At 63.6% G+C, this 24,500-nt stretch carries 18 protein-coding genes and 1 tRNA gene; 8 read left to right on the plus strand and 11 right to left on the minus strand.

Going from position 1 to position 24,500, the window contains the following annotated elements; all coding sequences use genetic code 11:
- Positions 1-25 precede the first annotated feature (25 nt).
- From N6L27_RS02370 to N6L27_RS02400, 7 genes are all read left to right on the plus strand, one after another.
- A complete protein-coding gene (locus N6L27_RS02370) occupies positions 26-175 on the plus strand; it encodes a hypothetical protein (RefSeq protein ID WP_175392908.1) in 150 nt (49 codons plus the stop codon).
- Positions 165-1,682 carry a hypothetical protein gene (locus N6L27_RS02375; RefSeq protein WP_271905480.1) on the plus strand — a complete coding sequence of 506 codons (1,518 nt, stop codon included), beginning with the start codon at positions 165-167 and terminating at the stop codon, positions 1,680-1,682. The genes N6L27_RS02370 and N6L27_RS02375 overlap by 11 nt, the downstream gene beginning before the upstream one ends.
- 1 nt (position 1,683) lies before the next feature.
- Complete coding sequence (locus N6L27_RS02380; RefSeq protein ID WP_271905481.1) at positions 1,684-2,625, plus strand: site-specific tyrosine recombinase XerD; 942 nt, start codon at positions 1,684-1,686, stop codon at positions 2,623-2,625.
- A 76-nt stretch (positions 2,626-2,701) separates the two neighbouring features.
- Positions 2,702-4,012: an HlyC/CorC family transporter gene (locus tag N6L27_RS02385; protein ID WP_271905482.1), complete on the plus strand. Its 1,311-nt coding sequence runs from the start codon at positions 2,702-2,704 to the stop codon at positions 4,010-4,012.
- Between the two features lie 13 nt (positions 4,013-4,025).
- Positions 4,026-5,660: a hypothetical protein gene (locus tag N6L27_RS02390; RefSeq protein ID WP_271905483.1), complete on the plus strand. Its 1,635-nt coding sequence runs from the start codon at positions 4,026-4,028 to the stop codon at positions 5,658-5,660.
- 96 nt (positions 5,661-5,756) lie between these two features.
- Positions 5,757-8,186 carry a GcvT family protein gene (locus N6L27_RS02395; RefSeq protein WP_271905484.1) on the plus strand — a complete coding sequence of 810 codons (2,430 nt, stop codon included), beginning with the start codon at positions 5,757-5,759 and terminating at the stop codon, positions 8,184-8,186.
- Positions 8,187-8,437: 251 nt separating this feature from the next.
- Positions 8,438-9,019, plus strand: coding sequence for a nucleotidyltransferase family protein (locus N6L27_RS02400; protein WP_271905485.1), 582 nt, complete (start codon positions 8,438-8,440; stop codon positions 9,017-9,019).
- A 93-nt stretch (positions 9,020-9,112) separates the two neighbouring features.
- Here N6L27_RS02400 and N6L27_RS02405 read toward each other — a convergent pair whose 3' ends face one another.
- The 10 genes from N6L27_RS02405 to N6L27_RS02450 form a co-directional block, all read right to left on the minus strand.
- Positions 9,113-11,341 carry a Hint domain-containing protein gene (locus N6L27_RS02405; protein ID WP_271905486.1) on the minus strand — a complete coding sequence of 743 codons (2,229 nt, stop codon included), beginning with the start codon at positions 11,339-11,341 and terminating at the stop codon, positions 9,113-9,115.
- A 792-nt stretch (positions 11,342-12,133) separates the two neighbouring features.
- Positions 12,134-12,223, minus strand: a tRNA-Ser gene (locus N6L27_RS02410).
- Between the two features lie 80 nt (positions 12,224-12,303).
- On the minus strand, positions 12,304-13,029 hold the full coding sequence (locus N6L27_RS02415; protein WP_271905487.1) for an alanyl-tRNA editing protein: 726 nt from the start codon (positions 13,027-13,029) through the stop codon (positions 12,304-12,306).
- Complete coding sequence (locus tag N6L27_RS02420) at positions 13,016-15,466, minus strand: DUF3772 domain-containing protein (RefSeq protein WP_271905488.1); 2,451 nt, start codon at positions 15,464-15,466, stop codon at positions 13,016-13,018. The genes N6L27_RS02415 and N6L27_RS02420 overlap by 14 nt, the downstream gene beginning before the upstream one ends.
- On the minus strand, positions 15,463-16,497 hold the full coding sequence (locus N6L27_RS02425; RefSeq protein WP_271905489.1) for a cysteine synthase A: 1,035 nt from the start codon (positions 16,495-16,497) through the stop codon (positions 15,463-15,465). The genes N6L27_RS02420 and N6L27_RS02425 overlap by 4 nt, the downstream gene beginning before the upstream one ends.
- A gap of 68 nt (positions 16,498-16,565) precedes the next feature.
- A complete protein-coding gene (locus N6L27_RS02430) occupies positions 16,566-17,690 on the minus strand; it encodes a gamma-glutamylcyclotransferase (RefSeq protein WP_271905490.1) in 1,125 nt (374 codons plus the stop codon).
- Between the two features lie 29 nt (positions 17,691-17,719).
- Positions 17,720-18,160 carry a TrgA family protein gene (locus N6L27_RS02435; protein WP_271905491.1) on the minus strand — a complete coding sequence of 147 codons (441 nt, stop codon included), beginning with the start codon at positions 18,158-18,160 and terminating at the stop codon, positions 17,720-17,722.
- Between the two features lie 28 nt (positions 18,161-18,188).
- Positions 18,189-19,394 carry an SAM-dependent methyltransferase gene (locus N6L27_RS02440; RefSeq protein WP_271905492.1) on the minus strand — a complete coding sequence of 402 codons (1,206 nt, stop codon included), beginning with the start codon at positions 19,392-19,394 and terminating at the stop codon, positions 18,189-18,191.
- Positions 19,395-19,475: 81 nt separating this feature from the next.
- Positions 19,476-20,900 carry a cryptochrome/photolyase family protein gene (locus tag N6L27_RS02445; RefSeq protein ID WP_271905493.1) on the minus strand — a complete coding sequence of 475 codons (1,425 nt, stop codon included), beginning with the start codon at positions 20,898-20,900 and terminating at the stop codon, positions 19,476-19,478.
- A 24-nt stretch (positions 20,901-20,924) separates the two neighbouring features.
- Positions 20,925-22,148, minus strand: coding sequence for an aminotransferase class V-fold PLP-dependent enzyme (locus N6L27_RS02450; protein WP_271905494.1), 1,224 nt, complete (start codon positions 22,146-22,148; stop codon positions 20,925-20,927).
- Between the two features lie 261 nt (positions 22,149-22,409).
- Here N6L27_RS02450 and N6L27_RS02455 point away from each other — a divergent pair, with 261 nt between their 5' ends.
- Positions 22,410-22,790 (plus strand): VOC family protein, encoded by a 381-nt coding sequence (locus tag N6L27_RS02455; RefSeq protein ID WP_271905495.1) that lies wholly within the window; start codon positions 22,410-22,412, stop codon positions 22,788-22,790.
- 58 nt (positions 22,791-22,848) lie between these two features.
- Here the strand turns inward: N6L27_RS02455 and N6L27_RS02460 are convergent, their stop codons facing one another.
- A complete protein-coding gene (locus tag N6L27_RS02460; protein WP_271905496.1) occupies positions 22,849-24,489 on the minus strand; it encodes a BCCT family transporter in 1,641 nt (546 codons plus the stop codon).
- Between the last annotated feature and the right edge of the window lie 11 nt (positions 24,490-24,500).

Consider the following 24,500-nt stretch of genomic DNA (forward strand, 5'->3'; position numbering starts at 1 on the left):
GCAGGAAACAGGCATTGGATGCACTATGGGGCGATTGATTAAGTATTTGGTCTACTTGCTGGTTCTGGCTGCAATCGGGCTGGTGGGATATGCCTATGTCGGCCCCTGGTTCGGTGCCGATTTCAGCGCGCCCAGCAGCGAAGTGCGCAAACCGGTGGTGCTGAATGCGGATTAAGGCGGCTGCCGCCGGAGTGATGCTGGCAGGCAGCGCGCTTGCCAACGAACCGCTGGCGGCAATTGACTGGCTGAACCAGCCGGCACCCAGGGTCGGGCTGCCGGGCACGGTGCTGCTGGAACCGCCCGTCGCGGGAACCGCTGCTTTGCCCCAAATATCCGTCACGCCGCTGGAAACCTTGCTGCCTCCGGTCGGGCTGGTGCCTGCTGCCGCAACCGGCCTGCCTGCCGACCTTTGGCGCGGCAGTTCCGCCGATGACATTACCCATCTGATCGAAACCGTGCCGGTGCGCGGCAGCCCGGCGATGCAGGCGCTGCTGTTCACCCTCTTGTTGTCGGAAACCCGCCCGCCCGCCGCCACCGGCGACCGGATCCTGCTGGCCCGGCTCGACCGGCTGCTGGCACTGGGGGCCACCGATCCCTCGCAGGCACTGGTGGAGCACGCAGGCCCGGCAGACAGCAAAGACCGCTTTGCGCGCTGGTTCGACGCCACCCTGCTCACCGGCAGCGAGGATGCCTCCTGCGCGGCCCTCACCGCGTCGCCGCATCTGTCGGACAGCTACGCCGTGCGGATTTTCTGCGCAGCCCGGCGCGGCGACTGGCCGACCGCGGCGCTGATGCTGGAAACGGCCCACGCGCTGGAGCTGCTGCCGAAGGACCAAATGGATCTGCTCGACAGGTTCCTGAATCCGGACCTGTTCGAACTGGCCCCGCCGCTGCGCCGCCCGGCGCATCCTGACCCGCTGACCTTCCGGCTGTTTGAAACCATTGGCGAGAGCATGCCGACCGCCCCGCTGCCGCCGGCATTTGCCGCCGCCGACCTGCGCGACATTGCCGGCTGGAAGGCGCAGCTGGAAGCGGCAGAGCGGCTGGCCCGCGCCGGCGCGCTCAACCCGAACCAGTATCTGGGCTTGTTCAGCGCCCGCAGGCCGGCCGCCTCCGGCGGCATCTGGGATCGGGTTTCGGCGGTTCAGAAACTCGAAGACGACTTGAGTTCCGGCAGCCCTGACGCCATAGCCAGATCCCTGCCCCGCGCCTGGAAGGCCATGCAGGAAGCCGGCACCGAAACCGTCTTTGCAGATCTCTTTGCCGAGCCGCTGGCGCGCGCAGAGCTTACAGGCCCGTCTGCCCAGCTTGCCTGGCGGATCCGCCTGCTGTCACCGGCTTACGAAACCGCTGCCCATGACGCTCAGGCTTCTGGCGCGGCAGACCATTTCCTGGCGGCCCTTGCCCAGGGCCGGCCCGGCGATGCGGCTGCGCCATCACCGCTGGCAGACGCCATTTCGCTGGGGTTTGCTGCGGAGGCTTCCGCGCCACCCGCCATCCGCCGGCTGCTCGACAACGGCCAGCTTGGCGAGGCGATCCTGCGCAGCATGGTGCTCTTTGCCCAAGGGGCCGACGGCAATCTTGGCGATCTGACCGCTGCCCTCTCCGCCTTCCGCGCCGTCGGGCTGGAGGACACCGCCCGCCGCGCCGCCCTCCAGCTGATGCTGCTGGAGCACGGCTGACATGGCAGCCCCGCGCGACAACTTGCAATGGATTTCCACCTTCCTGGATGCCCAGGCGGCGGAAACCGGGGCCTCGCAGAACACACTGCTGGCCTATGGCCGCGACCTCAAGGATCTGACCGCCTGGCTGGAACACCGCAAACTCAGCTTCCTGACCGCCACTCAAGACAATATCGAGGCTTATCTGATCAGCTGCGACGCTCAGGGACTGGCGCGTGCCACCCGCGCCCGGCGGCTGTCGGCGGCCAAGCAGATCTACCGTTTCGCATTTGAGGAAGGCTGGCGCGAGGACAACCCCGCAATCCAGATCCGGGGCCCCGGACGGGAAAAGCGGCTGCCCAAAACCCTTGAAGTGATCGAGGTCGACCGCCTGCTGGACGCCGCCCGCCAGACCGGCCGGACAGAGGCCGACCGGCTGCGCAACACCTGCCTGATGGAGCTGCTCTATGCTACCGGCATGCGGGTCACCGAGCTGGTCTCGCTGCCGGTCTCCGCCGCCCGCGGCGACCCGCGGATGCTGCTGATCCTGGGCAAGGGCGGCAAGGAACGCATGGTGCCGCTGTCGCCGCCGGCCCGCGAAGCATTGGCGCAATGGCTGCTGGTGCGGGACGAGACGGAAGCTGAGCGCGAAGCCAAGAGCCACCCGCCCTCGCGCTTCCTGTTCCCGTCCCGCGGCAAATCCGGCCACCTGACCCGCCACCGGTTCTATCTGCTGATCAAGGAACTGGCAGTGATCGGCGGCATCTCCCCGGACAAGGTGACGCCGCACACCCTGCGCCATGCCTTTGCCACCCACCTGTTGGCAAACGGCGCCGATCTGCGTGCGATCCAGGCGCTTTTGGGCCATGCCGACATCGCCACCACAGAGATCTACACCCATGTTCTGGACGCCCGGCTTCAGGAACTGGTGCTGGAACATCACCCGCTGGCCAAGCGCAGCTGACGGCACCGCTTGAAGCGGCGGGGCTAAGACCCCATAAATACTGCGAACAATCAACTGACCGGACACCCGCCTCCTCATGGACACCGCCTCCACCGTTCTCGACAGCGCCTTCTGGACCACTGCCGGGGCCATCGTGCTGCTCCTCGTCTTTTCCGGCTTCTTCTCGGGCTCGGAAACCGCACTGACCGCCGCCTCGCGCGGCAAGCTGCGCGCCCAGGCCGACAAGGGCTCCCGCGGGGCGCAGCGCGCGCTCTTCATTACCGAAGATAATGAGCGCCTGATCGGTTCGGTCCTGCTGGGCAACAACGTTGTCAACATCCTTGCAGCATCACTCGCCACCGCATTGTTCACCAGGCTCTTCGGTGAAGGCGGTGTTGCGATGGCGACGCTGGTGATGACCCTCCTGGTGCTGGTCTTTGCCGAGGTTCTGCCCAAGACCTACGCAATTTCCAACGCCGAGAAGGCCGCCTCGGCGGTGTCTGCCCCGATCAGCTTCCTCGTCATGATCCTGTCGCCGATCGTGGGCGCGGTGCGGCTTTTCGTGCGCGGCGTGCTGCGCGTCTTCGGTGTGCAGATCGACCCCGACAGCCACATCATGGCCGTGCGCGAGGAAATCGCGGGCGCCCTGCAGCTTGGCCACTCAGAAGGTGTGGTCGAAAAGGAAGACCGCGACCGCATTCTGGGCGCGCTCGACCTCTCCGACCGCTTTGTCGAGGAGATCATGCTGCACCGCTCCCACATCGAAATGGTTGACGCGGACGCAGAACCCGAAACCATCCTGGAGCAATGCCTGCACAGCCAGCACACCCGCCTGCCGGTGTTTCGCGGCGAACAGGAGAACATTATCGGTGTGGTTCACGCCAAGGACCTGTTCCGTGCGATGTATGAGCAGGCCGGCGGCGCGGGCGGGGATTCCGGCCGGCTGAAGTCCTTTGACATCGCGGAAGTGGCCAAGGCCCCCTACTTCGTGCCCGAAACCACCACCCTGGACGAGCAGATGCGGCAGTTCCTGCGCATGCGGTCCCACTTTGCGCTGGTGGTTGATGAATACGGTGCCCTGCAAGGGCTGATCACGCTGGAGGACATCCTGGAGGAGATCGTCGGCGAGATCACCGACGAATTCGACCCCGCAGAGGAAAGCGTCGCCAGAAAGACCGCCGACGGCTCCTATCTGGTCGAAGGCGCCACCACCATCCGCGACCTGAACCGGGCCATCGAGTGGAGCCTGCCGGATGACGAGGCCAATACCGTTGCGGGCCTCGTCATACACGAGGCCCAGATGATCCCGGTCAAGGGTCAGGTATTCTCGTTCCATGGCTTCCGCTTTGAAGTCACGGCGCGCGAGGGCAACCGCGTGACCGAGCTGAAGATCCGGCCGCTTTCTTGACGGGAGGGCGGCAATGACCCGCGCGGCAGTGCTGGCCTGGGGCTGGTTCGACAGCATCGTGCTGGAGCTGTTCCGGCAGCTGCGCTGGTCCTTCCTGCCGCCGCTCTTGATCTATTTCGCCTATGGCGCGCAGGGCATCAGCACCGTCGCCGCGTCCTTTTACGTCAAGGAATACCTGGACCTCTCCGCCGCCTTCCTGGCCGGTCTGGCGTTCTGGGTCGGGCTGCCCTGGGCGCTGAAGATGCCGTTGGGCCATCTGGTCGACCTGATCTGGCGCTGGAAATACCTGCTGATCCTCGCAGGCGCCGCGCTGATGGCGGCCAGCTATGGCATCCTGGCTGCCATCGTGCTGCACCCCCAAATGATGGGCGCGCTGATGCCGCTGGGCGCCTGGTACGTCACCGCCGCCCTGCTGGCGCCCTGCGGTTTCGTGCTGCAGGATGTGGTGGCGGACGCCATGTCGGTGGAGGCGGTGCCGCATGTTGACGCTCAGGGCACCCCCCTGCCCGAGGCTGAGACCAAATCCCTGCACACCACCATGCAGACCTTCGGCCGCATCGCGCTTATCAGCGGATCCAGCGCCGCCGCCGCGCTGAATGTCGCGCTGTTCGACGGCGCCGATGCCCTGCCGCAAGCGGACAAAGGCGCGCTTTACGGTTTTGTCTTCACCCTCGCCCTGCTGATCCCGGTGATTTCCCTGTCCGGCGTGGCGCTGGCGATCTGGCAAAAGTGGCGCAAGGCCGCCGCTCTGCGCCGCGCAGGCCTGGCCGAACCAGAAATCCGCAGACGCATCGACCTCCCACGAGAACCGGTCACCCCGAACCACTGGTATTTCATCGGCGGCGGCGCCTTCGTCGCACTCTCCCTGGCCGTGGGCCTCGGCGACGTCCCCTACTCGCAGGAAATCGTCTTTGGCGGCTCCATGGCCATCGTCCTGTTCCTGATGCGCCAGCTGGTTGCGGTGCTGCCCACCGACCAAGCCCGCGCCCTGATCGGCACCGCCATCATCATCTTCGTCTACCGCGCCACGCCTTTGCGCGGCCCCGGCGCCACCTGGTTCGAGATTGACGTGCTGGGTTTTGACCAGCAGTTCCTCTCAGTCCTGTCCCTCATCACCTCGCTACTGACACTTGCCGGCATGCTGATCTTCCGCCCGCTGATGGCCAGCCGTCCGATTGCCTGGATCGTCGCCTTCCTGGCCATCACCGAGGCCGTCCTCAGCCTGCCCAACATCGCGCTCTACTACGGCGCCCACAACTGGACCGCAGCGATGACCGGAGGCGTGGTCGATGCCCGCTTCATCGCCATCGTCGACACCGCGGTGGAATCGCCGCTGGGCCAGGTCGCGATGATCCCGATGCTCGCCTGGATCGCCCGCAACGCGCCCTCAGGGCTCAAGGCCACTTTCTTTGCGGTCATGGCCTCCTTCACCAACCTGGCGCTCTCAGCCTCCAGCCTCGGCACCAAATACCTGAACGAGATCTTTGTGGTCACCCGCGAGGTCACAGATTCGGCGGGCACCATCACCACGCCCGCCGACTATTCCCAGCTGGGCATGCTGCTGATCACCGTCGGCGTCCTTCTCCTCGCCGCCCCTCTAACGGCAATTTTCCTCATCCAGAACAGCCGGTTCCGCACCTCGGAATAACCTCACAGCCCATTAGCGGCACAGCGTGCCGTTTTTCTTCTGGACTACTGTTCACTTCTGTACAGAATGCAGGGAACACCTATCAGGGAGGCCCACATGAAAACCACCACCCGCGTGGCAGTGATCGGCGGCGGCGTCGTCGGCTGCTCTGTCCTCTACCACCTGACCAAGCTCGGCTGGTCCGACGTCGTGCTGATCGAACGCTCGGAGCTGACCAGCGGCTCGACGTGGCACGCGGCGGGCGGTTTCCATACCCTCAATGGCGACACCAACATGGCGGCGCTGCAGGGCTACACCATCAAGTTGTATAAAGAGCTGGAAGCGATCACCGGCATGTCCTGCGGCCTCCACCACGTCGGCGGCGTCACCCTGGCTGAAACCCAGGAACGCTTCGACATGCTGAAGGCGGAACGCGCCAAGCACCGCTTCATGGGGCTGGAGACCGAAATCGTCTCCCCCGAAGAAATCAAGAAGATCGCCCCCGTCACCAATGTCGATGGCATCATCGGCGGGCTGTACGATCCGCTCGACGGCCACCTCGACCCCTCCGGCACCACCCACGCCTATGCCAAGGCCGCGCGCATGGGCGGCGCCACGATTGAGACCCACTGCAAGGTGATCGAGACCAACCAGCGCCCGGACGGCACCTGGGACGTGGTGACGAACAAGGGCACCATCCACGCTGAGCATGTGGTCAACGCAGGCGGCCTCTGGGCGCGCGAGGTCGGCGCCATGGCCGGCGTTTACTTCCCCCTTCACCCTATGGAGCATCAGTACATCGTCACCGACGAGGTGCCGATGATCGCCGAAATCATCGACGGCGGCGGCGAGCACCCGCATGTGATGGACCCGGCCGGCGAAAGCTACCTCAGGCAAGAGGGCCGCGGCCTCTGCATCGGGTTCTACGAACAGCCCTGCAAACCCTGGGCGGTCGATGGCACGCCTTGGGACTTCGGCCACGAGCTGCTGCCCGATGACTTCGACAAGATCGAGGATTCCATTGCCTTTGCCTACAAACGCTTCCCGGCGCTGGAGGCCGCAGGCGTCAAATCAGTGATCCACGGCCCCTTCACCTTTGCGCCTGACGGCAACCCGCTGGTCGGCCCGGTGCCCGGCATGCGCAACTACTGGTCCGCCTGCGCCGTCATGGCTGGCTTTAGCCAAGGCGGCGGCGTCGGGTTGATGCTGGCCCAATGGATGGTCGAGGGCGAATGCGAACGCGACACATTCGCAATGGACTGCGCCCGCTTCGGCGACTGGATCACCCCGGGCTACACCCGCCCGAAAGTCATTGAAAACTATCAAAAACGCTTCTCCATCGCCTACCCGAACGAGGAGCTGCCCGCGGCCCGCCCGTTCCGCACCACCCCGATGTACGACGTTTTCGATGGCATGGGCGCGGTCTGGGGCGCGCAATACGGCATGGAGGTCCCGAACTACTTCGCGACAGGGGACGAGCCGCGCTACGAGACCCCCTCCTTCCGCCGCTCCAACGCATTCGAGGCCACCGCGCGCGAGGTCAAGGCGGTCCGCGAAAATGTGGGCATCAACGAGGTCCACAACTTCGGCAAATACCTGATCAAGGGCGCCGGCGCCCGTTCCTGGCTCGACCGGATCATGGCCGGCCGGGTGCCGCAGCCGGGCCGCCTGTCGCTGACCCCGATGCTGTCCCCCAAGGGCCGCCTGATCGGCGACTTCACCATCTCCTGCCTTGGCAAATCAGGGGCGGAAGAAGAGTTCCAGCTCACCGCCTCCTACGGCAGCCAAGCCTACCACATGCGCTGGTTCCTGCAGAACCTGGACGACGGTGTTCACCTCGAAAACATCTCCGACACCCGCAACGGCTTCCAGATTGCAGGCCCCAAGGCGCGCGAGGTGCTGCAGGCCTGTACCCGCCGGGACATCTCGGACATGCGCTTCATGGATGTGCGCCGCCTGACCGTCGGCATGGCCGACTGTATCGTGCAGCGGGTCAGCTATACCGGCGATCTGGGATATGAGATCTACTGCGACCTGCCCAGCCAGCGGTCCCTGTGGGACAGCCTTTGGTCTGCGGGCCAAGCGCAGGGCATGAAGCCATTTGGCATGCGGGCGATGATGTCGCTCAGGCTGGACAAGTTCTTCGGCTCCTGGCTGCGGGAATTCTCGCCGGACTACACCGCTGCGGAAACCGGGCTGGACCGCTTCATCTCCTTCAAGAAACCCGCGGATTTCATCGGCCGCGCGGCAGCTGAGGCCGAACGCGACGCGGGCCCCGCCCGCCAGCTCTGCGCCTTTGAGGTCGCGGCAGACGACGCCGATGTCGTGGCCTATGAACCGATCTGGCTCGACGGCGAAGTCGTGGGATTCTGCACCTCCGGGGGCTACTCGCACTATGCGCAGAAATCCATCGCGCTGGGGTTTGTCCCCACGGGGAAAGCCGTTGAAGGCCTTGAAGTGGAAATCGAAATCCTCGGCCAGATGTACAAGGCCCGGCTGGTCACCCAGCCGCTGTTCGACACCGACGGCGCCCGGATGCGCGGCTGAGCCCCAAAAGCACTGAATTCAGGTCAGCCCGCCTGACCTGAATCCGCCCCGTTGCCATATCAGCGCACGCTGACGCCGCGAAACCCGCGCAACACATAGGTCAGTGCCGGCACCCGAATGTTTCGCGCGCGAAACATTCGGTCAATCCTACTGACCTATGCGGCTTTCACTGGATCCGCCTCTTCATCTGGCTAAAAATATCCCCGCCGGAGGCATCCATCAGCCCGGCAGAAGCCGAGGTTCGAACAGTCATGACCGCCATCGCTATTCTCCTGCTCGCCGCCGGCGCCTCCGCCCGGATGCAGGGCCGCGACAAGCTGATGGAGGAGGTGGACGGCCAGCCCCTTCTCACCCTGATGTGCCGCCGCGCCGGGCTGACCGGGCTACAGGTTTTCGTCACCCTGCCCGGCCCGTCTCATCCGCGGGCGGCAGCAACAGGCGATGCAATCCAGGTTCCGGTGCCGGATGCGGCTGAGGGCATGGCCGCCTCCATCCGCCGCGGCATTGCAGCGCTGCCAGCAGGAACAGAGTCGGTGATGATCCTGCCCGCCGACATGCCGGAAATAACGGCCCAGGACATGCTGCGCCTTGCCGCGCATTTCGGCGGACATGACAGCCCCATCCTGCGCGCCACGGCACAGGACGGCACACCAGGCCATCCGGTGCTGTTTCCGCAGCGCTGTTTCAAAGCCCTAAAGTCCTTGGGAGGGGATCAAGGCGCCCGCAGCATCCTGAAGGCTGAGACGGTCCGTCCCGTTCCGCTGCCAGGCCGGCACGCGGTGACCGATCTGGACACGCCGCACGACTGGGCCGCCTGGCGCCAGAACCGCTGATCCCTGCAAAAGCAGAGAAGGCAGGGCACAAGGCCCTGCCTTCCTGCGCTACGCTCTTTTCCACCGCCTCCCCCAAGACGGCAGCTGCACTTTTCAGTGCACAAGCAGATGCGCCTCGTGTTTCCGAAGGGAACGGCGCGCGGAGGTGTAACCTTCGCGGCCCTTTTGCGATTTCAGTTCCGGGAACAGTTCGAACAGTTCATTGCGCTGTGCATTGTCCAGCCCGCGCAGGGACTGATCGCCGGGCTGGAAGCTTTCGGTCCAGGCACCGTCGGACAGCACAACCTCATGCTGCTCGAACATGAAGTGGATGTAGATCACGCTATCGACCTCGACCGGATCCACGCCAGCCAGGCCGGTCAGATGCTTCGCCGCAACCAGCACTTCACGGTCCTCAAAGTAGAGCGCGGTCTTGTCGTTGGCGACCAGCACCCGGTGGTTCGGGCTGACCATCATGTCACGCTCCGGCAGGCCGTTGCCCAGGGCGCCCTGACGGATCAGAACCGGCTGGAGATGCGCGGCGCCTTTCAGATCACCGGCCTGCAGCGTGCGGGTGCCGACCCAGCGGATTTCCTGAATGCCGTTGTCGCGGGTGATCACCCGGTCACCGGCTTGCAGGTCCTCGACTTTGCGCTCCCCCTGCGGCGTGGCGATCAGCGTGCCCGGTGTGAAGCAGGGAATGATCTGCTCGATCTCGCCAAAGGTCATCGAGCCGGTCACGCCGCCGTCTTCATCGAGGAAGTTCACGGTTCCCGACAGGCTGTTGCCATCCGGATCAACCGTGACGCCAGTCAGCTCGAACGGGCCGCTGCCTGTCAGGTCCAGAGTGTCAAAGTCGTCGCCGCCGGAGCCGCCGTCAACAACGTCACCAGCAGTGCCGCCGATGAACGTGTCGCGGCCGTCACCGCCCGACAGCGTGTCAGCGCCCTGGCCGCCGGTGATCAGGTCGTTGCCGTCACCGCCCTCGACATAGTCATCGTCGATGCCTGCATCGATGGTGTCATTTCCGGTGCCGCCATAGATCTCGTCGTCGTCATCCTGGCCATAGATCACGTCATTGCCGGCGCCGCCGTAGATCGTATCCATCCCGTTGGTGGGATCCGGGTCCGCGGGGCGGCCATCGCTGCCGTCGTCGGTGATGTTCAGCCCGTCGGGGAAAGCCGGGTCCAGCCCGCCATAGATGGTGTCGCCGCCGCTGCCGCCTTCGATGAGGTCTGATCCCTCGCCGCCGGTGATCAGGTCGGCATCCGCGCCGCCATCAATGGTGTCGTCGTCGATGCCGCCGTCGATCACATCCATGCCGGTGCCGCCGTCGATCAGGTCGGCGTCATCCCCGGTGGAGATGGTGTCGTTGCCAGCCCCGCCCAGAACCGTGTCGCGGTCGTCATAGGGATCGGCATCGGCCGGTATGAACGGAATATCCGGGTCTGTGCCGGTGTAACCCGGGAAGCCGCGGTCAGGCAGAGGTGTGCCGCTGTCGCTGGAGGTGTCGATCACATCGTCGCCATCGCCGCCTTCCACCGAGTCGGATCCGTCGCCGCCGTCGATGGTGTCATTGCCGCCGCCGCCAAGGATGGTGTCGTCGCCCTCGCCGCCGCTCAGGCTGTCATCACCCGGCACAACCGGGTCCACGGGGTCGGAGGAGTAGTCGTAGTGCGCGCTGTCCAGCGTCGTGCCGGAGGTGCCCAGATCAACGATCAGCTTGACGTCGTTGAAGTCCCTGTCACCAAGATTGCGCAGATCCTCGAACCCCAGCTGCACCGATCCATCGGGGAACTCGTAGATCCCCTTGGTATGGTCCAGCCCGTCGGGGTTCAGATCGGCATTCTCGCCGTAACCCGAGGAATAGAAGGTTCCTTGCGGGCTGATGATGCCAACGCCGATTACCGCGCCAGCGGGCGCATCATAGGTGTAGGTCTCGCCCACATCCGCATTTGCATCCTCAGATAGCACGACAATATTGCTGATCTCACCGGTTTCCGGATCGATGGTGTAGGCAAAGACCTGGTTCTGAAAAGTAGCGCTGGTCGAGGAGATGGTGATCTTTACAGGTTCATAGACACCCGAGACGCCATCGCCGAGAATCAGGTCGTTTCCGCTGCCGCCGTCCACAGTGTCACTGCCCGAACCCGCGTAGACAGTATCATCGCCGCCGCCAGCGACGATGACGTCGTCATCAGGCCCTGCTGCGGGATCTATGGCGTCTGCATTGTCAACCATGTCGCCTTCAGGATCGCCGGTGTAGGCCCCGTCAATCAGGTCATTGCCTGCGGTCCCCTCTACGATTCCGTCCAGTTCCGGATTCGGATTTTCGTCGCTCATAGTCTTCACCCTCTCCTTGCCGGGCAGGTCCCAAGCCCCATCGTCCGGACCAGCCTGGCAATCGCGCAGCCACGCAGAATGCCGCCCAAAAAACACCCGCCCATGCAGGAAGAGGGCCAGACCGCGCATGCGTTCTGGTTTGCGTGCTCAAGCAGCACGCAGCCGGATTGCAGTCGCTTTTCGGATCAGTGGAATGTGCTTATAACGGCACGAAGACTTAAAATTAAATTTTAGCAGTCCACCACAGTCCAGCAGCTTGCAGAACATGCCCCCCCAATGGGCTGAATCATGAATACTTTAGGCGCGGCGGGCGACAAAGCCAAAAAATTGCCTAAAATTCCCCTCATTTCGCCGCCCGATCGGATAATTGCGGTCTGTTCAAGGTTCAGGCACCGGTGACTGTTTCCAGATGTTGCCCCAAATTGCGTGTTGGATGGGGGCAAACATGCCGTTCCCACCATGTACGGGCGGTTTCAGGGCAGATTTGGTTTCCAAATCCGAAACATGGAACTTTCCGGGCGCGCTCAGCGCCGTCTGCCTCATTTTGCCGATGCCGCCTTGAGATTGGGGCCCATACGGCAATCAATTATGCGCGATCCGCGGCTTTTGTTTCCCGGATAGACCAAAGATTACCCTGCAAGACACGAATCAAGGCAGCAAAAGGGCAGCAACCGGCCGCGCGTGAACAAGGTGATAGTCCAGGGGAATTTATTCAAACCCGAAGCAGCCGGACGGATTGCAACGCCCTGCAGTGCGGCAGGGGGCGTACATTCAACGGCAGTTTCAGGGTTATGGCGGAGAGACAGGGATTCGAACCCTGGAGACGGTTTCCCGCCTACACACTTTCCAGGCGTGCGCCTTCGACCACTCGGCCACCTCTCCGTTGAGGGGGCTTTTGAAGGATCAGCCGGGGAATTGCAAGGGCTGAAACTGCAAAAACTTCACTTACCCCCAAAACTTTTTCAGGCCTCCAGATGCAGGTAGACGCGGCGGTTCTGTTTGCCCTTTTTCTCAACCTTTCCAAGGCGGATGCGGCCGATTTCGCCGGTGCGCTTCACATGGGTGCCGCCGCAGGGCTGCAGGTCCACCTGCTCGTCTTCCGTGCCGATCCGCACCAGGCGGACGTGTCCTGCCCCGCGCGGCGGTGACACCGACATGGTCTTGACCAGTTGCGGGTTGGCATCCAGTTCGGCGTCGGTGATCCAGTCCTCCGTCACCGCCAGATCGCGGTCGATCAGTGCCTGCAGCTGCGCCTGCAGCGCCTGCTTGTCTTCCGGCGCCTCGGGCATATTGAAATCCAGCCGCCCCTTGTCCGCACCGATCGAGCCGCCGGTCACCTCCAGCGGAATCACCACTGACAATAGGTGCAGTGCGGTGTGGACCCGCATGTGGCCATAGCGGCGGTCCCAGTCGAGCGTCTGGGTCACTGTGGTGCCCACCGCAGGCAGCGGCTCGCCTTCATGCGGGACCAGAATGATCGCGCCCTCCCCGCCCTTGACCGTGGTTGCGATGGAGCACTGGCCGCCGGCCCACAAAAGCTGGCCGCTGTCGCCAGGCTGGCCGCCGCCGGTGGCATAGAATAAGGTCCGGTTCAGCACGATCCCGCCCTGATCAGAGTGGGCCACCACTTCGGCCTCGGTCATCCGGGCATAGGCGTCCTTGCGGAACAGCGGTTCACTTGTCGGCATCGGCTTCCCCTTCTCCCTCTTGGTCCTGCTGCAGATCGCTCACGTCCGGCCTGGGCGGTATTGCCGGGGCCGGAGGGCTGCTGCTGGCAGCGCTGGCAGGCGCCGCGCCCCCGGTTGAAAGCGCCTCCGGATTGCGGATCCAGATGTCGCGCTGCATGAAGGGGATCTCAATACCCTCTTCCTGGAAGCGCTTGGCGATTTCATAGTTCATGTCGGATTTCACCGACAGAACCCAGTTCACGTCGCGCAGGATAGCGCGGATTTCAAAATCCAGGGAGTCGGCACCAAAGCCCTGGAACACCACATAAGGCGCCGGATTGAGCAGCACCATCGGATGCGCCTTGGCAATCTCGGTCAGAATGGCCTCGACCTTGCGCGGTTCGGTGCCATAGGCGACGCCAACCGGCACGATCACCCGGCCCACGGTGTTGCCGCGGGTGTAGTTGGTGACGGTTCCGCTGATCAGGTCCGAGTTCGGCACGATCACATCGGTGCGGTCAAAGGTCTCGATCCGGGTGGAGCGCACCGAGATGTCGCGCACGTAGCCCATCAGCCCGCCGACCTCGATCCAGTCGCCCTTGGAGACCGGGCGTTCGATCAGGAGGATGATGCCGGAGACGAAGTTCGACACGATGGTCTGCAGGCCGAAACCGATGCCGACCGACAGTGCACCGGCAACGATGGCCAGCGAGGACAGGTCGAGGCCTGCCATGGAAATGGCAATCACTGCCGACAGGAAGATGCCGACATAGCCCAGGCCTGAGGTGATGGCGTTCTGGCCGCCCGGGTCGATCTTGGTCTTGGGCAGCAGCGAATTGCGCAGGGACCCCTGGATCAGCCGGGTCAGCGCGTAGCCTGCAGCAAAGACCACCGCAAAGGTCAGGAAGGCGGTGGGCGATATACGGGTGTCGCCGATCTGGAAGCCCTCGAGGAAGCGCGACCAGAGCTCGGTCATGTCCGCCACCCGCGCGCCCCAGATCAGCGCCAGCAGCGGCAGCGCCAGGGCAGCCAGCAGGAAGCCGATCAGGACCGCAAACAGCGACTCCCGCGCGGCAGAACCCTTGCCGGACAGCCAGCCGTAGACATCGCCCAGGAACCGCTGGAACACCAGCAGTGCGGCCAGCAGGGCCAGAGTGGACACCGCGGGGTAGATCAGCGCCTCAGCCGCGTTGACATAGCCAAGCGCGGCCAGCAGCGGAGAAACAAAGCCCAGCAAGTAGCTGGCGCGCCGCGCAAAGGTCAGGATGCGGTTGGCCCCGGCGGCAATGGCACCGTCCTCTGCGGTGTCCGCCGTCTGCTTCTGGCGCCGTTTGGCACCGATCCGGTGCAGCCGCAGCAGCACCAGAGCGGCCGCGGTGATCAGCGGGAAGCTGGCAACTGCGTGAACGGAGGACGGGATGGTTTCGATGTTTTCCAGCTTTACCAGTGCATCCTGCATCACCAGGATCACCGCCAGGATATCGACCATCAGCCGGGTTTCATTCAGCCGCCCCTCCTGCACCGGCACCAGATCGTTTTCGATACGGCCCGAGAACAGCTGGTTGCCCAGCCAGTGGAATGACAGGACCAGCAGCGCCCAGCCTGGGACATAGTCCAGCAGAAGCGTGCCGCGGCTGCCGAGGATGCCCGAAAGTTCCACCGCAGCGGCCAGGCAGATGATGCCGATGAAAGGCAGAATGACTTCGAGCAGCGACACAATGAAGCCCCAGACACCGCGGCCGCTGCTGCCGAACTGGCGCAAGTAGTCGCCCGCGGCATGGGCCCAGGGGCGCCCCCTCAGCAGCAGAAACGCGGCAATTCCCAAGAGCAGCAGCAGCGCCGGCAGGCTGTTGTTTATGCGTTCGGCAGTGGTGGCACTGCCGATCCTTGAGGCGGTCTCATTCCAGATCGAGCTTGCCGACCGGTTGAGGGTGCGCAAGGCTCCGGGCCAGTGTTCCGGATTCAGCGGCGACGGGCCGCGCTCCAGCAGGGTGCGGGTGCGGCGCTCGCGGATGATCTTGTCGATCTCGGAAATCAGGCCGTTGGCACGGCTGTAGGCCTCCTCGGAGACGATGCGCGGCACTTTCAGGTCGCGCAGCTGCTCTTCCAGGGAGGCGCGCAGCCGGGCGATGTCCTCGGGTTCGCTCTCGCCCTCTTCCGGCGCCTTGCCAAGGGCGCTGATCTGGCCTTCCAATGTCTTGATACGGTCGCCGTTTTCCGTCCGCGCTTCCAGAAACCGCTGGCGGTAGGTGGTCAGCTCCTTGCGCAGTGTTTCCAGTGCGGCGCTGGAAGCGCGGCTGGCGTCAATCACTTCTTCCGCGCGGGTCGCGGTCTTGAGCCAGTCCTCATAGTAGGCGCGGGACTCAGCGGTCAGCTGCGCCAGCGCAGGCACTGCGAGGCCAGTCACAAGGACCAGCCCCAGCAGCACATTCCGCAAAGCGGTTATCAAAGGTGTCATACGTCCTCAAAAACACCGGGGATCGATGCGGGCGTGTGGGTCATCCACTCCGGCACCGGCAGGTTCTTTTCACGCAGGAAATCGGGGTTGAACAGCTTGGACTGGTACCGGGTGCCGTAGTCGCACAGCACGGTCACAATGGTCTTGCCCGGCCCCATTTCCTTGGCGAGGCGCACGGCACCGGCGATGTTGATCGCGGAGGAACCGCCCAGCACAAGGCCCTCGTCGTGCAGCAGATCAAAGACGTAAGGCACGGCTTCTGCGTCGGAAATCTGATAGCTGTGATCCGGTGTGAAGCCTTCGAGGTTCTTGGTAATGCGGCCCTGGCCGATGCCCTCGGTGATCGAGCTGCCCTCAGAGGCCAGCTCGCCTTTGGTGTAGTAGGAATAGAGCGCCGCGCCCATCGGGTCTGCAAGTCCTATCTTCACGCCCTTGGGCTGAAGCGCATCGGCGACGCCGGCAATGGTGCCGCCGGAGCCGACGGCGCAGACGAAACCGTCCACCTTGCCGCCGGTCTGTTCCCAGATCTCCGGGCCGGTGGTTTCAACATGGGCCTGACGGTTGGCGACGTTGTCGAACTGGTTGGCCCAGATGGCGCCATTGGGTTCGGTCTTGGCCAGTTTCTCAGCCAGGCGCTGGGAATAGCGCACGTAGTTGTTGGGGTTCTTGTAGGGCGCTGCGGGAACCTGAACCAGCTGGGCACCAGCAAGGCGCAGCATGTCCTTCTTTTCCTCGGACTGGGTTTCCGGGATCACGATCACCGTCTTGAAGCCCATCGAAGCGCCGACCAGTGCCAGGCCGATGCCGGTGTTGCCGGCGGTGCCTTCAACGATGGTTCCGCCCGGTTTCAGATCTCCGCGGGCAATGGCGTCGCGGATGATATAGAGCGCGGCGCGGTCCTTGACCGACTGGCCCGGGTTCATGAATTCCGCCTTGCCCAGGATCTCGCAGCCGGTCTCTTCGCTGACGCGGTTCAGGCGGATAAGAGGTGTATGGCCGACGGCATCAGCCAGATCGCGTGCAATGCGCATGGTATCCCTTTCGATCGTTCCCCCATGGTGTATCCAAGCGGATTGCCGATCACAAGGCGGGAAGCGGGTCAGGAATGCTGTGCGCGCAGACGATCACGGTGCCGTGACAGCCACAGCGCTGCCGTGCTCAGCGGCATGTCCTGATAGGCCTGCGCATCGATCCCGGCCATCAGCTCCTCATAGCTGAGGGTCTTGCTGCGGATATCTTCGCCTTCGCCGGCAACGCCACCGCCGCCCGAGACATCAGAAAGATCCGCTATGCCAATGAAAATATGAATATATTCCGCCAAAGCCCCGCTGGAAGGATAGCCGCGCGCAACAGCCTCCATGTGCTGGAGGGTGACCCCCGCCTCCTCCACAGCCTCGCGCCGGGCGGTCTCCTCGGCGGTCTCGCCCGGGTCGATCACACCTGCAACCGGCTCCCACATCCAGGGGTGAGCGTCCCCCATCATGAAGGGCGGTGCGCGGAATTGTTCCACCAGCAGCACCTGGTCAAGCACCGGGTCATAAGGCAGCACAACAGCCGCATGGCCCGCCATGGACGCCGACCGGTTCAGTACCGGGCTCATATTGCCATCGAAACGGCGGAATTGCAGGTCCATCTCCTCCATTGCGAAGAAGTTCAGGTGGGCACGTTTGTGGGAATGGACGATCACATCGCGGCTGAGCACATGCACCCCGTCGCCGGGCCGGGCCTGACCTGCCAGCCAGGCAGCGGCGCGGCGGCGGATGGAGGGGAAACTGCGGGCCACCTCCTCAGCGCTCATCCGGCCATGATAAGCCATCACTTCCTCAGCAGCGCGCAAGGAGAGCGCACCCCAGTCTGCGACCCAGGCCGCAAGGTCCCAGGGCTCCGCAGTCTGCCAAAGCCTCGGCTCCGGGAAATAGACGTCAGCCGCGGCCGTGCTTCCGTCCTCCAGCTCTACTGTAACTGGCTTGAGCGCGTAGCCGAAGCCGCCCTCATAGAAGTTCAAGGCATCCAGATCGGCCTGCGACAGATCCCGCACCAGAACGCCATCTGCAGCGGCACCCTGACGTTCCTCGATTGCGGGAAAAGGCTGACCAACAACCTGATAGACACCGTGGCCAGGCAGTTTGGCGGGCTGCGCCCTCAGCACGTCCCGGCTGCGGCCCAGAACCAGCTCGAGCAAAGGCAAATGGCGCAGCGTGCCAAAGAAGAAGAGATCAGCCACGGGAGACAACCTGTCGTTTGTAATTGTTTTCAGCGCCAGCGCTGCGAAGCGTTTTCGGTCACAAGGCCGGCCAGCGCGCCGCCGACCACCAAAGGTATCAGCACCGACGGCACGGCGATCAGGAAGAAGTATTCCATCCCGATGACAAAAATCTGCGACAGCGCCTCAAACGGGCCGCCGTAGCGGTGCCGCATGGCAAGGCGGAACATTTCCCAAGCGCCCTGGACAAACAGCGCCCACAGCACCAGCACGGCCATGCCCGTCAGGCCATTGTTGATCGCAGGCACAACCCCGCGGCCGGCGCGCTTGCCCATGAAAATCCAGCCGCAAAGCAGCCCCAGCACCACGTTGATGTGCACGAAATATCCGAAGTTGGTGCCCTCAGGCAGCAGCGGCATGACCAGAAACGAGACAATGAACGCCAGAGTTGCCAGAGAAATTGCGGCGGCAAGGCGGGCTCCGGTAGGCATATCAGGTCAGTTCCGTAACGCAGTTCAGTTAGCGATGCGCAACTGTAATCTGCGTCACGTCGCAATTTCCAGTCCTAAAGGCAGCTGCGCAGGAAGTGAGGTAAAAGTTCCACATCTTTCGGAACCGCTCATCAAAGCCAAGGGCTGCGATCCGGTCCCACCGGGTGTTAAAGGTGTCGTGCCAGCGCCTGAGTGTCTGGTCGTAACTGCTTCCGAATTCGATCGACCGCACGACGTCCAGGCCCGCCTGTTCCACCTGGGCGCGCAGCACCGCCGGTGACGGCAGCATGCCGCCCGGAAAGATGTGCTTCTGGATGAAATCTACACCCTTGCGGTAGACCTCCCAGCGCCTGTCTGCCACGGTGATGATCTGGAGGGTCGCGTTGCCGCCGGGCTTCAGACGGTCGCGGACCGCGCCGAAATATGCGGGCCAGTATTTCTCGCCAACCGCCTCGAACATCTCTATTGAAGCGATACCGTCGAATTGCCCACGGCAATCGCGGTAGTCCTGCAGGCGCAATTCCACCCGCCCGGAAAGACCTGCCTTTTCAATTCGTTGCCGGGCAAACCTTAACTGTTCCTTACTGATTGTCAGCCCGGTCACCTTCAACCCGCGCTCCTTGGCGGCGTATTCGGCAAAGCCGCCCCAGCCGCAGCCGATTTCCAGCACATGATCGCCGGGCTGCACCCCCATCTGATCGACCAAGGAGGCGTATTTGGCGGTCTGCGCCGCCTCAAGACTGTCCTGGCCGCTGCGGAACAGGGCACTGGAATAGGTCATCGTGTCATCAAGCCAAAGCTGGTAGAACGCGTTCCCCAGATCGTAATGATGGGCGATGTTTTTCTTTGCCTGGCGGCGGTGGTTGCGATGCAGCCAGAAGCGGAACCGTTCATAGGCCCGCGCCAGCCCCTGGCCCGGAAACCCGTCATAGACGGTATCCGCCCCCATGTGCACGAGATCCATAAAGGCCTGCAGGTCGGAAGTGCTCCACCAGCCTTCGAGATAGGCATCCGAGAAGCCGAGATCGCCCTCGCGGATCAGGCGGGCAAAGCAATCGGGGTGGTGGATGATCAGATCCGCCGCGGGACCCGGCTTGCGTCCCCTGGCAGTGAAAATGCGCCCGTCCGGCAGCTGAATATCCAGCTGCCCGACCTCCATGGCCTTTACCTTGGCAAACACTGCCGGAAAGTAGCGCGGCAGGTCTTTCTGGCCCTCAACGGACGTGAACTTCATTCGCTTCCCCCTGTGCAGGAAACAGGCGTGCTATGGGAAAAAGCTAGGCCGCAGGGGGCTTTGAGGCAAGGAAACTATGCGTCATCGGTCTTCACGGCTGTCGTGATAGGCGTTGAGCGCCCGGTCCCGGCCTGTCTGAAGGCTGATGACCGGCTCTGCCCGCGCCTCGTCCGGTGACAGGCCCCAGGACAGCGGTGCTGCGTCATAAAAATCAAGCGCGGTCTGCGGCGGATTTCCCCGGCCTTCGGCAATCCAGCGGCGGGTGTAGGCGCCATCAGGGTCGAATTTGTCCAGCTGGCCCGACGGGTTGAACACGCGGAAGAAGGGCGAAGCATCAGGGCCGGAGCCCGCAACCCACTGCCAGCCCATAGCGTTGGAGGCCGGATCCCAGTCCACCAGCGTGTCGGCAAACCAGCCCATGCCGATTTTCCAATGCGTCATCAGATGCTTAGTGAGGAAACTTGCCGCGATCATCCGGGCCCGGTTGTGCATCTTTCCGGTCACGAAAAGCTCCCGCATGGCGGCATCGACAAAGCCGTATCCGGTCCGGCCCCGCTGCCAGGCCTGCACTTTCGGGGTTACCTCCTGCAACCATGGGAAATCCTGCCATTCCTCCCGCCAGCTGTCAGTCAGAATATGCGGTGAATTGTACATCAGGTGATAAGCAAACTCGCGCCAGACCACCTCCTTCAGGAAGGTCTCGCCCCCGTGGCTGGCCTGCTCCATGGCTGCGCGGCCCCGGTGCCAAAGGCGGTGCGGGCTGATTTCGCCCCAGGCGAGGTTTTCCGACAGGCCGGAGGTTGCGTCCTCGCCCGGAAAGTCACGGCGGTCCTTGTAGGCAAAGACCTTGTCTTCCAGGAATTCATCCAGCCGCGCCTGCGCCGCAGCCTCCCCCACGCGGCAATAGCGCGCCACAACTTCGGCGCCGCGGCGCATGGCGGCGCCCAAGTTCCACGCAGCCAGGTCATCACTGTCAGGCCATCTGTCCGGAGCGGGCAGCTTGCCCGGCGCAGGCAGCAGCCTGTCCACGTCGCGCACCCGCACGGATTTCCAGAACGGGGTAAAGACCTTGTACATGCCGCCGGTCTTGGTTTCGACAGACCAGGGCTCAAACAGCAGCCGCCCGCCGTGGGACTTGGCCGCAATCCCCTGGGCCTTCAGCTGTTGCTTGACCTCCGTGTCACGGGTTATGGCCTGCGGATCGTAGAGGCGGGACCAGTGAACGGCCCCTGCCCCGGTTTCCTTGATAAGTTCCTGAAGCTCCGCCAGCGCTTCGCCGCGGCGCAGGATCAGGCGCGACCCGGCCTTTTCCAGCTCTCGCGCGAAATGCTCCAGCCCCAGTCCGAGGCGGAACTTGGGTGCGGCGCCCAGCGTCTCGTCCTGTTTGTCGAGGATGTAAACAGGCAGCACAGCTGCGCCGCTGTTCACAGCAGCCGTGAGGGCCGGATTGTCTGCCAGGCGGAGGTCCCGCCTGATCCACCAGATGACCGGGGCATGGCTGCTCATGTCTTTGTCCTTGTGCGGTTCCTGTTACAGCACCCGGTCCAAGGCCTCGATCAGCTTGGCGACCTCCGCCTCGGACGTGTAGTGCGTGAAGCTGATACGCAGCACGCCTTCGGCTGGATCAATGCCCATCGCCTCCAGCGCGCGCACGGCGTAGAAATCGCCGCCGCCGGCCATGATGCCGTGCTCTGCCAGCTGTGCCGCAACGGGTTCAGCTGTGCGGTTGAGGGCCAGGGCCACGGTGGGCGCGCGGTTTTCGGCGGTGGACGGGCCCAGCAGGTGCAGATCGTTGCGGTCCTTCACTGCGTCCAGCAGCGGCTGCAGCAGCTTGATCTCATGCGCGCGCATCAGATCGTGGACAAAGGCGCCGGTTTCGGAGGCGCTGCCGCTGTGGCCGTGATGAGCCGCCAGCGCCTCAAAATAATCTGCCATGCCAGCGGAGGCGGCCACCTGGGCGTGGTCGGGGCCGGCCGGGGTGAAACGTTTATAGAGATCGCCCGCATTGAAGTAATGCGCCTGGTTCGGCAGCAGCGCGCCCAGCGCCCGGCGGATCACCATGACGCCCTGATGGGGGCCGTAAGTCTTGTAGGAGGAGAACAGGTAGATGTCGGCACCCAGTTCGTCGACATTGGGCAGCCCGTGCGGCGCATAGGAGACACCATCGACGCAGACAAAGGCGCCTGCGGCATGGGCCAGCGCGGTGATCTCCGCCACCGGATTGATCTCTCCCACCACGTTGGAGCAATGCGGGAAGCAGACCAGGCGGACGTTTTCATCCAGCAGGTTTTCCAGCTGCGCTGTATCCAGATGGCCAGTTTGCGGATCCAGCTGCCATTCGCGGACTTCGATGCCTTCCTCAGCCAGCCGCCGCCAGGGGCCGGTATTGGCCTCATGGTCCTGGTTGGTGACGATGATTGCTTCGCCCGGCTTCATCATCTTGCGGAAGGCCTGCGCCAGCACATAGGTGTTCTGGGTGGTCGAGGGGCCAAAGCTCAGCTCATCCGTGGCGACGCCCATCAGCGCGGCCAGGCGGGCGCGGGCCTCGTCCATTTCCGCGCCGCCAAGGCGGGACGCCTCGTAGGGTGCGTAGGGCTGCACCTTGCGCTGGGTGTAAAAGCGGGTCAGCCGGTCTATCACATGACGGCAGGTGTAGGACCCGCCCGCGTTTTCAAAGAACGCCTGCCCGTTCAGGCTGGGTTCTGCAAAGGCGGGGAACTGTGCCCGGACGAAATCAATATCCAAAACGCTCATCGCGTGTCTCCTCAATCGCTGCGGTTCAGGGGGCGACCGGCACATGCCAGGGATCACCCCGAACATGGCAGGTCTTCCAGCCGAGCCGCGCTCCCGCACAAGGATTGAGGGATCGCAGGCAGCCCTGCAAGGCGCAAAAGACCTGACAGGACGCAAGGGTCGTAACGTACCGGCAGCGGTCTGGTCAAGCGGGATGGCTGATGCCGGAAACTGTCAGGAGGGCATGGCAGTCTGGCGGCATCATATCAAGGAGGATACGTTATGACCTTTACCCCCAAAGATTTTCTGGTCTGGGGCGAACTGCCCGTCAGCGATCTGGACGCAGCGGTCACGTTCTACAGCAAGGTAACCGGCGCCGATTTGAGCATCGACAGCAGCGGACCCAATCCGATTGCGATGTTCAAGCCTGCTGATGAGGCAACCGGTGTTTCCCTGCATCTTTACCCCGGCAAACCTGCAGGCGATGGCCGCGGCCCGACCCTGCATCTGACTGCCGAAGGCGAGCTGGCAGACGTGATGGAGCGCGTCACGGACGCAGGCGGCAAGGTGGTCTCTGAAACCATCGAGATCCCGCCCGGGCGGTTCTTCTATGCCACCGATCCGGATGGCAATTCGCTGGGTTTTTTCAAGTACAACAGCTGAAAATGAAATACGCCCCGGCAACTGTGCCGGGGCGTTCGGTTCTTACAGGCCGGATGCTTCAGCGCGCTTCTGTCTGGAGCCCCCGGAAAATGGCCCAGCACATCAGCAGCAGCACCACTGTGAACGGAAGGCCGGTTGAGATCACCATCGCCTGCAGCGCGCCAAGCCCGCCGCCGAGCAGCAGCACGATGGCAACAGCACCCTCGAAGATGCACCAGAACACCCGCTGCGGCACCGGCGCGTCAACCTTGCCGCCAGCGGTGATGGTGTCGATCACCAGCGATCCGGAGTCGGAGGAGGTCACGAAGAACACCACCACCAGAATGATCCCGACAAAGGAAGTGATCCCGGCCAGCGGCAACTCTCCCAGCATCTTGAACAGCTTGAGTTCAAGCGCCGCGTCCTGTGCACCGGTGAAGCCGTCAGAAAGCACCTGGTGAATGGCGGTGCCGCCGAAAACGCTCATCCACAGGACACAGACGAGGCTGGGAATCAGCAGCACGCAGATCACAAACTCCCGCACAGTGCGGCCGCGGCTGACGCGGGCGATGAACATGCCCACAAACGGCGACCAGCTGATCCACCAGGCCCAATAGAACGCCGTCCAGCCCTGGCTGAAGTTCACATCCTCGCGGCCGACCGGGTTGGACAGAGCGGGCAAATACTCCACATAGGCCATCAGGCTGGAGGCAAACCCTGTCAGGATGGCCATGGTCGGGCCGACCAGCAGCACGAAGACCAGCAAGAGGAAGGCCAGCCCCATATTGATCTCCGACAGCACCTTCACGCCGCCGTCGAGGCCGCGCAGGACCGAGATCAGCGCAACGGCCGTAATCGCGGAAATCAGGATGACTTCGGTGGTGGCACCGGTCGGCACGCCGAACAGCTCATTCAGGCCTGCGTTGGCCTGGGTTGCACCGAAGCCAAGCGAGGTCGCGAGGCCGAACAGCGTGGCAAAGACCGCCAGGATGTCGATGAGATGGCCGGTCCAGCCCCAAACGCGTTCGCCGAAGATCGGGTAGAAGGCAGACCGGATGGTGAGCGGCAGACCCTTGTTGTAGGTGAACAGTGCTAAAGCCAATGCCACGATCGCGTAGATTGCCCAGGGGTGCAGGCCCCAGTGGAAGATGGTGGCCGCCATGCCCAGGCGTACCGCTTCGGCCTCATCCCCCGCAGCAGCGCCAAGCGGAGCCCAATCGGTTCGGGCGCCGCCGCCCTCAGGCTCCGCAGTGCCGCCGAACGCAGTTGAGAAATGGCTCATCGGCTCACTGACGCCGTAGAACATGAGGCCAATGCCCATGCCTGCGGCAAACAGCATCGCAAACCACCCCATGTAGCTGTAATCAGGCGTGGCTTCGTTGCCTCCCAGGCGCACCTTGCCCCAGGGGGAAACGATCAGAAACAAGCAGAAAAGCACAAATAGGTCTGCCGCTCCGAAGAAGAACCAGTCAAAACTGCTGGTGACTGCGGGGCGCAGCCAGTTGAAAAAGGCGCCAGCCTGGTCCGGTAGCGCCAGCGCGTAGAATACGAAGGCCACGATCACGAGGCCTGAGACCAGGAACACCGGGTTATGGATGTCGACCCCGAACGGGCCGATTTGGGTTTCGATATTGTCCTGGCCGATCTCATATTCGGTGTCGATGATATCAGCCTCCCCTTCCGGGGCGGGGATACCCTGATTGGTGGTTTCGTCAGCCATTTCGGCCTCCT

The sequence above is a fragment of the Leisingera sp. SS27 genome (genome assembly GCF_028368855.1).
Classification (GTDB): domain Bacteria; phylum Pseudomonadota; class Alphaproteobacteria; order Rhodobacterales; family Rhodobacteraceae; genus Leisingera.